At 61.4% G+C, this 9,432-nt stretch carries 10 protein-coding genes; 6 read left to right on the top strand and 4 right to left on the bottom strand.

Translation table 11 applies throughout. From position 1 onward, the window contains the following. Nucleotides 1-405 (top strand): putative PEP-binding protein (locus tag MAXJ12_RS27465; protein ID WP_008839379.1); only part of this gene is annotated, 405 nt, incomplete at its 5' end. Between the two features lie 43 nt (nt 406-448). Further along, a complete protein-coding gene (locus MAXJ12_RS27470; protein WP_139044062.1) occupies nt 449-1,561 on the top strand; it encodes a nucleotidyltransferase family protein in 1,113 nt (370 codons plus the stop codon). Between the two features lie 80 nt (nt 1,562-1,641). On the opposite strand, the gene MAXJ12_RS27475 is transcribed toward MAXJ12_RS27470, so the two are convergent. From MAXJ12_RS27475 to MAXJ12_RS27485, 3 genes are all read right to left on the bottom strand, one after another. Next, nucleotides 1,642-2,055 (bottom strand): DUF427 domain-containing protein, encoded by a 414-nt coding sequence (locus MAXJ12_RS27475; protein ID WP_008839381.1) that lies wholly within the window; start codon nt 2,053-2,055, stop codon nt 1,642-1,644. 50 nt (nt 2,056-2,105) lie between these two features. Next, nucleotides 2,106-3,500, bottom strand: coding sequence for an aminotransferase (locus MAXJ12_RS27480; protein WP_008839382.1), 1,395 nt, complete (start codon nt 3,498-3,500; stop codon nt 2,106-2,108). A gap of 96 nt (nt 3,501-3,596) precedes the next feature. Beyond that, nucleotides 3,597-3,953, bottom strand: coding sequence for a hypothetical protein (locus tag MAXJ12_RS27485; protein WP_008839383.1), 357 nt, complete (start codon nt 3,951-3,953; stop codon nt 3,597-3,599). 145 nt (nt 3,954-4,098) lie between these two features. Here MAXJ12_RS27485 and MAXJ12_RS27490 point away from each other — a divergent pair, with 145 nt between their 5' ends. Together MAXJ12_RS27490 and MAXJ12_RS27495 are read left to right on the top strand one after the other, a co-directional pair. After that, a complete protein-coding gene (locus tag MAXJ12_RS27490; protein ID WP_008839384.1) occupies nt 4,099-5,730 on the top strand; it encodes a fatty-acid--CoA ligase in 1,632 nt (543 codons plus the stop codon). Nucleotides 5,731-5,803: 73 nt separating this feature from the next. Continuing rightward, nucleotides 5,804-6,595: a DUF1499 domain-containing protein gene (locus tag MAXJ12_RS27495; protein WP_008839385.1), complete on the top strand. Its 792-nt coding sequence runs from the start codon at nt 5,804-5,806 to the stop codon at nt 6,593-6,595. 13 nt (nt 6,596-6,608) lie between these two features. Here MAXJ12_RS27495 and MAXJ12_RS27500 read toward each other — a convergent pair whose 3' ends face one another. After that, the gene (locus tag MAXJ12_RS27500) at nt 6,609-7,514 is read right to left on the bottom strand and encodes an MBL fold metallo-hydrolase (protein ID WP_008839386.1); all 906 of its coding nucleotides are present in this window, start codon (nt 7,512-7,514) and stop codon (nt 6,609-6,611) included. 118 nt (nt 7,515-7,632) lie between these two features. Between MAXJ12_RS27500 and MAXJ12_RS27505 the strand changes: the two genes are divergently transcribed. Next, complete coding sequence (locus tag MAXJ12_RS27505) at nt 7,633-8,226, top strand: biotin transporter BioY (protein ID WP_008839387.1); 594 nt, start codon at nt 7,633-7,635, stop codon at nt 8,224-8,226. A gap of 264 nt (nt 8,227-8,490) precedes the next feature. After that, complete coding sequence (gene cysD / locus MAXJ12_RS27510) at nt 8,491-9,396, top strand: sulfate adenylyltransferase subunit CysD (protein ID WP_008839388.1); 906 nt, start codon at nt 8,491-8,493, stop codon at nt 9,394-9,396. Nucleotides 9,397-9,432: the final 36 nt, after the last annotated feature.

The following is a 9,432-nucleotide window of genomic DNA, read 5'->3' on the forward strand; positions in this document are numbered from 1 at the left end:
GGCACGATGATCGAACTGCCGCGCGCCGCGATCCGCGCCCATGTCATTGCGGAGACTGCCGAGTTCTTCTCCTTTGGGACCAACGACCTGACGCAGACGGCCTTCGGCATCTCACGCGACGACGCCGCTTTGTTCCTGGAAACCTATCGCCAGAAGGGCATGATCGAGCAGGACCCGTTCGTTACGCTGGACATCGAAGGTGTCGGCGAACTGGTGCGCATCGGTGTTGAGAAGGGCAGAGCAACCAAGCCCGACCTCAAACTCGGCATTTGCGGCGAGCATGGCGGCGACCCGGCCTCGATCCACTTCTGCGAGGAGGTCGGCCTCGACTACGTCTCCTGCTCGCCCTACCGCGTACCGATCGCCAGGCTTGCCGCGGCGCAGGCGGCGGTGAAGAAGGGGTGAGGACGAGTTATAACAAATTTGCGAATTTGGTATAACTCCGCTCTTGCTGACAAAACCGCCATTCGTTATAACAAATTCGCAAATTTGTTATAACGGGCTTGAAGCCGTGGTTCGACAACTCGACATCGTCTACACAACCATGATCGCGGAACTGCTTGACCGGACCCTCGATGCGCAGTTCGACGCGGATTTTGACGAAAGCGGACTATTCAGGAAGCGACCGGTAAAGGGGCGCGAATACTGGTATTACAAAGCGTCGGAGCGTGGTGCCCAAACCGCGAAGGACATCTATGTCGGTCCGGCCGATGATCCCGAAATCAACCGGCGCGTCGAAAATTTTGCCCAGATTAAAGATGATTATCAAAAGCGCAGGAAAATTGTTTCCACTCTTACACGCGAGGCCAGGCTTTTCAGTCCCGAACCGCGGGTTGGAAATATAGTCGAGGCATTCTGGAAAGCAGGACTGTTTCGGTTGCGGGCGTGTCTTGTGGGAACAATCGCATACCAGACATATGGAGCCGTACTCGGTTGTAGGCTCGCTGGAGCCGCCATGCAAACCGGCGACATCGATCTGGCCCAATTTCATTCCATTTCGGTCGCGGTCGATGACTCGATACCACCGGTTTTGGACGTCCTGAGGAGCGTGGATGAATCGTTCAAGCCCGCTCCCCATCTGAATGATGCGGCAGGCGCGACAAAGTACGTTGGCGCAAACGGCCTTCGAGTGGATTTCCTGACGCCAAATCGCGGAAGCGACGATCTGGTCGGCAAACCCGCCAAAATGCCATCTCTTGGCGGAGCCGCCGCGGAACCGCTGCGGTTTTTGGACTTCTTGATCTACGAGCCTGTTAGAACCGTAATGCTTCACAAGGGCGGAATTCCTGTCTTGGTCCCTGACCCCTGCAGGTTTGCGGTTCACAAAATGATCGTGGCCGCGCGCCGGTCTGCCGGCAGCCAGAAAGACCTGAAAGATCTCGGGCAGGCCAATCAACTTGCTGAAGCTTTGAAGTTGATTGGCCGTGCCGAGGACTTGAGGGAGATGTTTCAAGTAGCGCGTGATCGGGGCTCTTCCTGGCGGGAAGCCCTCGATGCCTCGCTGGCAAGAATGGAGTTCCTCGGACTCTCGTCAGCGCCGTCGGTTCTGAAGGCCGCCTAAAATACCCTACGTGAGCAACTCACGTAGGGTATTTTACCCCACAGAAACAACTCACGTGGGGTAAAACCCGTGATCCCGTCCTACAGATCCGCTCCAACTGCGCCGGAACTCGGATTGGCTTCGATACGAACCTTGTCTGGATAGAAGGCGCCGTGATTTTTTATCCGGGCCATCTCGTCATAGGGTGCTTCATAGGCCCACATGATGTCCTTGGCCGATTCACCAACGGCGCTGACGTCCCAATAGGATGCGTCGCCCTTGTAAGGGCAATGGGTCGTGGTGCTGGAGGGCTTGAGGAACTCGAAATAGATATCCTTGAAAGGGATGTAGAAAACCGGTGGATAGTCCGCCTCACGCAGCACCAGCGCTTCGTCGGAGGAGGCGATGATGGCGTCCGAAAAAGTCACCGTGACTGCGCCGTCGAAAGGCTCGACCGTAATGCGGTGAGACGGGTTCCGCCGAAATCCGGGAGAAGGATTGGCTGCCTGGTCCATGTCGAAGCTCCTTTCACCGGCCACAACGTCAGGCCACCGAGACCGTTCCCTCAGGCGGCGCGCAGAGCCTCCGTGGAGACCCAAGCCTCCGCCTGGTCCAATCCTGTCTCGAGGCGGTCGAACAATTCGTTCAACTCGGCTTCGCTGATGATCATCGGCGGGCAGATAGCGATGATGTCGCCGAGCGCCCGCAGGATCGCGCCGTTTTCTTCGATCAGCTTTGAAGTCTTTGGCCCAACGCCGTTCCTCGGATCAAAGGAGCGCTTCGAGGACTTGTCGGCCACCAGTTCGGCGGCGCCGACCAGGCCGCAATAGCGCGCTTCGCCCACCAGCGGGTGTTCGCTGATCTTCTTCATCCTCTGCTCGAAGACCGGCATCAGTTTGCGAACGTGGCCGATAATGTCGCGCTCCTGGTAGATTTCGATCGCCTTGACGCCGAGCGCGCAGGAAAGCGGATGACCGCCATAGGTGAAGCCGTGCGCGAAAGTGCCGAGCGTCGCGGAATGGTCGACATAGGCCTGGTAGACATCCTCCGGCACCATCACGGCGCCGAGCGGCGCATAGGCGGAGGTCAACTGTTTGGCCGCCGAAATCGTCTTGGGACGCATGTTCAAGGTTTGCGAGCCCCACCAATTCCCGGTGCGGCCGAAACCCGTGATGACCTCGTCGGCGATCAGCATGATGTCATGCTCGTCGAGCACGGCCTGGATCGCTTCGTAATAGCCTTTCGGCGGAATGACGACGCCGCCGGCGCCCATGACCGGCTCGGCGATCATAGCGGCGATCGTGTCGGGTCCCTCGCGCTCGATCAGGTCGCGTAGCGACTTGGCCATGCGGGCCGTGAATTCCGCCTCGCTCTCGCCTTCGATGCCGAACCGGTAATGGTGCGGGCAATCGGTGTGAAGCACCCGGTCGACTGGCAGGTCCCAGCCATTGTGGTTCGACGGGAGCCCGGTCAGCGACGCCGCCATCACGGTCACGCCGTGATAGGCCTTGATGCGCGAGATGATCTTCTTCTTGTTCGGCCGGCCCATGGCATTGTTCATGTACCAGGCGAGCTTGACCTGCGTGTCGTTGGCCTCCGATCCCGATGAGGTGAAAAACACTTTCGAGATGGGAACCGGCGCTATCTCCTTGAGCTTCTCGGCGAGTTCGATCGCCGGTTCGCTGCTCTTGGCGCCGAAGATGTGGTAGTAGGGCAGGGCGCGCATCTGCTCGATGGCCGCCTCGATCATCTCCTCGTCGCCGAACCCCAGGCCGGCGCACCAGAGGCCCGACATGCCCTCGATATATGCACGGCCCTGGGTGTCATAGACATAGACGCCCTTGCCCCTGCCCATGATGACGGTGCCGGTGGATTTGAGCTGATGGATGGGCGTGTAGGGGTGGACGAGGGATTCAATGTCCCTGGTCTGGAGATTGGTCAGCGGGGGATTCTCAAGCATGGACGGCTCCGGGAGAGAGGCGAAACTGCGTTTCCTCATATCCCGTGCGCGCCTGCGCGAGAACCCCTTGTCGACTGGTCCAGCCGAGCCGTTCAATCAGGCTGCGGTGGCGAAGGCCTGCGCAAGCCCGGCATAGGAGGCTGCGATGCGGGCGACCGGGCTCTCGCTCTTGGACGCTGTTTCGACGCGCAGCCGACCGCCGGCGACAGGCAGTGTCAGAACCAGGAACTGCTGGCTTTTGCCCTCGCCGATGGAGGCGGCGGCGACGTGCTGGCCGTCGTCGTCGTTGCCGAGGCGCATCTTGAACAGCATGGTGCCGTGAACGGCGTCCAGCGCCTGGCGCACCAGATATTCGAACGTTTCGTCAGAAATCGCATCGCCGACCGGCGCGATCTTGAGTGCGGTTTCGGTGCCTGTCTTTTCGAGATTTTCCGCTACAGCTTGCGCGTCCATGCGAGGCCTCACATCATAATCGCCAACAGAGCCCCCTTAACGATGGTTAACGGCCTAAGTGGCCGGATTATGGCGCGGCCTCGCACTGGACAATCGTGCAGTTCCTTCCAACAATGCCGGAAAAACAATGAACAGGGAGGAACGCATGCTTGGACTGATGCAGGAATGGCCGCTGCTCTGCCACAAGATCATTGACCATGCCGGGATACAGCACCCGAACCGCGAGATCGTCTCGCGCTCGGTCGAAGGGCCGATCGTGCGCACAAGCTATGCGGAAGTGCGCAAGCGGGCCCTGCGCGTCGCCCAGCGCCTCGAGCGCGACGGCTTCGGGCTCGGGGACCGCATCGCCACACTTGCCTGGAACACGGCGCGCCACATCGAGGCCTGGTACGGCATCATGGGCATCGGCGCGATCTATCACACGCTGAACCCGCGGCTTTTCCCCGAGCAGATCGCCTGGATCATGAACCACGCCGAGGACAAGGCGCTGTTCGTGGACCTCACCTTCGTGCCCTTGGTCGAGAAGATCGCCGCTTCCGTGCCCTCGCTGAAGAAGGTGATCGTGCTGACCGATGCCGCCCACATGCCGGCGACCACACTGCCGAATGCTGTCGCCTATGAGGACTGGCTGGCAGAGGCCGATGGCGACTTCGCCTGGCGCAGCTTCGACGAGAACACCGCCGCCGGCATGTGCTACACCTCCGGCACCACCGGCGAGCCGAAAGGCGTGCTTTACAGCCACCGCTCCAATGTCCTGCACGCCATGATTGCCTGCATGCCCGACGCCATGGGGATATCGAGCCGCGATGTGATCCTTCCGGTCGTGCCGATGTTCCACGCCAATGCCTGGGGTCTCGCGCAGAGTTCACCGATGATCGGCGCCAAGCTGGTGATGCCCGGCGGCCGCATGGACGGCGCGTCGATCTACGAATTGCTCGACACCGAGAAGGTGACCTTCACGGCCGCCGTGCCGACGGTCTGGCTGATGCTGCTCCAGCATCTGGAAGAGACCGGCAAAAAGCTGCCGCATCTGAAGAAGGTGGTGATTGGCGGTTCGGCGTGTCCACGCGCCATGACCAAGAAATTCCAGGAGGAATACGACGTCCAGGTGTGCCACGCCTGGGGCATGACCGAGATGTCTCCCCTCGGAACGCTTGGCACCATCAAGCCGGAATACGTGCACTTGCACGGCGAAGAACGCCTCACCCTCCAGGAAAAGCAGGGCCATCCGCCGTTCGGCGTTGAGATGAAGGTGACCGACGACGAGAACCGCGAGCACCCTTGGGACGGCAAGACGTTCGGGCGGCTGAAGGTGCGCGGCCCGGCTGTGGCGCGCGCCTATTATGGCGGTGCAGGTCAGGAACAGTTCGACGAGGAGGGCTGGTTCGACACCGGCGACGTCGCGCATATCGACGCCAATGGGTACATGCAGATCACCGACCGCGCCAAGGACGTGATCAAGTCGGGCGGCGAGTGGATTTCGACCATCGATCTGGAAAACCTGGCTGTGGGCCATCAGGATGTCGCCGAGGCGGCGGTGATCGGCGTCAAGCATTCCAAGTGGGGCGAGCGCCCGCTGCTGGTGGTGGTCAGCAAACCCGGCCGGGAGCCGAAAAAATCCGACATTCTGAGCTTCATGGACGGGAAGGTCGCGAAGTGGTGGATGCCTGACGACGTAGCCTTCGTCCAGGAGATACCGCACACTGCGACCGGCAAGATCCAGAAGACGACCCTGCGCGATCAGTTCAGGGATTATCGTTTGCCGACCGAAGCGTGACGCAAAAGCATTTGCGCTGTCCGGGAAAAACGACCTAGGAAAGCGGCTTCTGCCCGGCAGGCGACGGAGATCGATGGCGGCATATCTGGAACAGCGCACGACCCAGGCCGCGGGATGGTCGCGTAGCCTGGCTACGTTTTCGGCCGTGCTGTTCATTACAGCCGGCCTGGCGCATCGCTACGGGCTCATTCCCACGCCTCCCTTCCTGTCGGTGCTGTCGATCGTCGCAGCGCTCGCGGCGGGATCGCTTGCGCTAGCAGCCTATGCGTTCACGCGGTTCTGGTATCACGGCGATCTCGGCGGCCGCGACCTTGTGGTCGGCGGGCTTGTTTCGCTCGCTGTGCTCGCGCCGTTTCTGGTGACGGGATACAGGGCCTTCGTCTATCCGCAACTCAATGATATTTCGACCGACCTTGTCGCCCCGCCGACGCTGGTGGCCGCCGTAATCTCGCGCGGCCTCGACACCAACGAAGTCACCCCGTTTTCCGCTGAGCATCGCAGGCTGCAGACCGAAAACTATCCCGAAGTGACCGGCAGGCGGTACGAAATGCCTTTCGATCGTGCGTCCGAGATCGTCGAAGCGCTGCTTGTGCGTCAGGGCTGGACGGTCGCGACGTCCCGTCCGGCCTTCGTCGGTCAAAGCGAGATGACCATCGAAGCGCTTGCCCACACCCCCTTGCTCGGCTTTCCCGTCGATGTCGCGGTTCGGCTTACCGACGAAGGGACCTCAACCTATGTCGACATGCGTTCGGTTTCTCGCTACGGCCGTCATGACCTAGGCGACAATGCCGCCCGGATAATCGCTTTCCTTGGAGAGCTCGACGCTGAAATGGCCGTACAGGCAGGCGCGGCCCCGGCAGAGTGACTAGGACAAGCGATCAGGCGGGCGCGAAGACGCCGTCGATTGACGGGTCGCCTTCGGTCGCGGCCATGCCGCGCGTTACCAGATCCTCGAGATGCGCCAGAACCGACAGGCCGGCCGCGCCGTGCAGTCTTGGATCGGTGTCCCGGTAGATCGCCTTGACGAGTTCCCCGATGGTGCGGTCGCCCTGGCCGAGGCGCTCCATGATAGCCCGCTCGCGCATCTTACGGTGCGTCTTCAGTCCACGCATGAAGGCGCGGGGCTTCCTGACCGGCCCGCCATGTCCGGGCAGGAAAATCCCGTCGTCGCGCTCCAGCAGCCGGTCCAGCGAGGCCATGTAGTCGGCCATCGCGCCGTCGGGCGGCGCCACGATCGAGGTTGCCCACGCCATCACATGGTCGGCCGAAAACAGAATTCCGGTTCCTTCCAGCGCGAAGACGGCATGGTTGGCGGTGTGGCCGGGCGTCAGGATGGTGCGGATCGCCCAGCCGTCGCCGGCCGTCACCGAATTGTCCTGCAATGTCAGGTCCGGCGCGAAGTCGGTATCGGCGCTGGCGTCCAGCGGGTTGATCTCGCCGATGCGCAGCGGCCGCGCCGGGCGATGCGGTCCCTCCGCGGCGGTGATCGCCCCGGTCTCGCGCGCAAGCCGCGAAGCAAGCGGCGAGTGATCGCGGTGGGTATGGCTGACGAAGATATGGCTGATCGGCCGCCCCGCGATCGCCTTGAGCAAGGCCGAATAATGCGCCTCGTCTTCCGGACCGGGATCGATGATTGCGAGCGTATCGCGGCCGACAATATAGCTGTTTGTGCCGTGGAAGGTGAACGGGCCGGGATTGTTGACCGTCAGGCGCAAGACCCCGGGGGCAAGCTCGATTGCCTTCCCGTAGGCCGGGTCGAATTGCGTGTCGAAGTCCAGAGCCATATCGTTCGACCGAACCTGTGGTGTGAAACCCGTAAAATTGTTTGCCGCTTAGCATGGAAGCCAATATACGGAAACCCGACCGGCGTTCGCTCGGCCTCAACCGAAAATGGGGAAAACCATGGCAACTGCACTTACCGCCCGCCCGCTTGTTTCGCTTGCATTGCCCGAAAGCGGCGCCTGGCGGCTGGTAGGCCAATGCGCCTTGGCGATTGCCGGAACTCTCCTGCTGACGCTTTCAGCCAAGACAAAGGTCGTGCTCGGCCCAGTCGACATGTCGCTGCAGACGCTGGCCGTGTTCATGATCGCGGCCGCATTCGGCATGCGGCTGGCCGTCGCAACGCTGCTTCTCTACATGGCGCAGGGCGCGATGGGCTTGCCGGTGTTCCAGGGCACGCCGGAAAAGGGCATCGGCATCGCCTACATGCTCGGCTCGACTGGCGGCTATCTTGCCGGCTTTGTCGCCATGGCCGCTATCGTCGGCTGGGCTGCCGACCGCGGCTGGGACCGCAATCCGTTCAAGCTGTTCGGCGCGATGCTTACCGCCGAAGTCGTCATGATGGTCATGGGCTTCGCCTGGCTGGCAATGCTGATCGGGGTTGAAAAGTCCTGGCAGTTCGGCGTCGTTCCATTCATCGTTCCCGACCTGATCAAGGTCGCGCTGGGCTCCGCGCTGGTGCCTGCGATCTGGTCGCTGCTGCCCAGGCAACGCTGAGCGAACCAGTCTCGATTTCATTCAGCCGCGGCGATGCCGCGGCTGAATGCGTTCAGGGGGCAGATTTCCACTCCCGACGCTCATTTGACGCCGCCCGGGAATGGCATTCCACTAGCCTCGTACATCGCGCAAGTTCCGGCCGGGGATTGCCGCGAATTTGGTAGCGTTCTGCTTGAGAAGCCGGCCGCTTGTGGGAAAATCACGCGAAACCCAGTATTTCGCCGCCGTGCCGCATCTGGCGGGCGACGTTCACAAGGCGCCCTCATGCTTGCCAAGCTTTCTCATCTCGACCGGTTGGAGGCCGAGGCTATCCATATTTTCCGCGAGGTGGCCGCGACCTTTGCCAAACCGGTGATGCTCTATTCGGTGGGCAAGGATTCGTCGGTGTTGCTGCATCTGGCGATGAAGGCTTTCTATCCGGCCAAGCCGCCGTTTCCCTTCCTTCACGTCGACACGACCTGGAAGTGCCGCGAGATGATCGAGTTTCGCGACTCGATGGCCGAGAAACTGGGCTTCGACCTTCTCGTCCATGTCAACGAAGACGGCGTGCGCGACGGCATCAATCCCTTCGACCACGGCTCGAACACCCACACCCATGTCATGAAGACGGTGGGCCTACGCCAGGCGCTCGACAAATACGGCTTTGACGCGGCCTTTGGCGGCGCCCGCCGCGACGAGGAAAAGTCGCGCGCCAAGGAGCGCATCTTCTCGTTCCGCAATGCGCAGCATGTCTGGGACCCAAAGAACCAGCGCCCGGAGATGTGGAAGATCTACAACACCCGGATTTCGCCCGGTGAATCGATCCGCGTCTTCCCGTTGTCCAACTGGACCGAACTCGACATCTGGCAATACATATTGCGCGAGGACATCCCGATCGTGCCGCTCTATTTCGCCAAGAAGCGGCCGGTGGTCGAGCGGGACGGCATGCTGATCATGCGCGACGACGATCGCATGAAGCTCCAGCCCGGAGAGGTCATCGAAAACCGGCTGGTCCGCTTCAGGACGCTTGGTTGCTATCCCCTGACCGGGGCCATCGATTCCGACGCCGTCGACCTGGAAGGCATCGTCAACGAGATGCTGATCGCCCGAACCTCGGAGCGCCAGGGCCGGCTGATCGATCGGGATGAGGCCGGGTCGATGGAAAAAAAGAAGCGCGAAGGGTATTTCTGAGAATGCGCCATGTAACGGCAGAAAATCTCGTCGCGA

This window comes from Mesorhizobium alhagi CCNWXJ12-2 (genome assembly GCF_000236565.1).
GTDB lineage: Bacteria > Pseudomonadota > Alphaproteobacteria > Rhizobiales > Rhizobiaceae > Allomesorhizobium > Allomesorhizobium alhagi.

Excerpts from the sequence above, each read along its gene's own strand:
- MAXJ12_RS27500 (WP_008839386.1), bottom strand. The coding sequence starts at position 7,514 with ATGGCTCTGGACTTCGACACGCAATTCGACCCGGCCTACGGGAAGGCA.
- MAXJ12_RS27505 (WP_008839387.1), top strand. The coding sequence starts at position 7,633 with ATGGCAACTGCACTTACCGCCCGCCCGCTTGTTTCGCTTGCATTGCCC.
- MAXJ12_RS27485 (WP_008839383.1), bottom strand. The coding sequence starts at position 3,953 with ATGGACGCGCAAGCTGTAGCGGAAAATCTCGAAAAGACAGGCACCGAA.
- MAXJ12_RS27480 (WP_008839382.1), bottom strand. The coding sequence starts at position 3,500 with ATGCTTGAGAATCCCCCGCTGACCAATCTCCAGACCAGGGACATTGAA.
- cysD (WP_008839388.1), top strand. The coding sequence starts at position 8,491 with ATGCTTGCCAAGCTTTCTCATCTCGACCGGTTGGAGGCCGAGGCTATC.
- MAXJ12_RS27495 (WP_008839385.1), top strand. The coding sequence starts at position 5,804 with ATGGCGGCATATCTGGAACAGCGCACGACCCAGGCCGCGGGATGGTCG.
- MAXJ12_RS27475 (WP_008839381.1), bottom strand. The coding sequence starts at position 2,055 with ATGGACCAGGCAGCCAATCCTTCTCCCGGATTTCGGCGGAACCCGTCT.
- MAXJ12_RS27490 (WP_008839384.1), top strand. The coding sequence starts at position 4,099 with ATGCTTGGACTGATGCAGGAATGGCCGCTGCTCTGCCACAAGATCATT.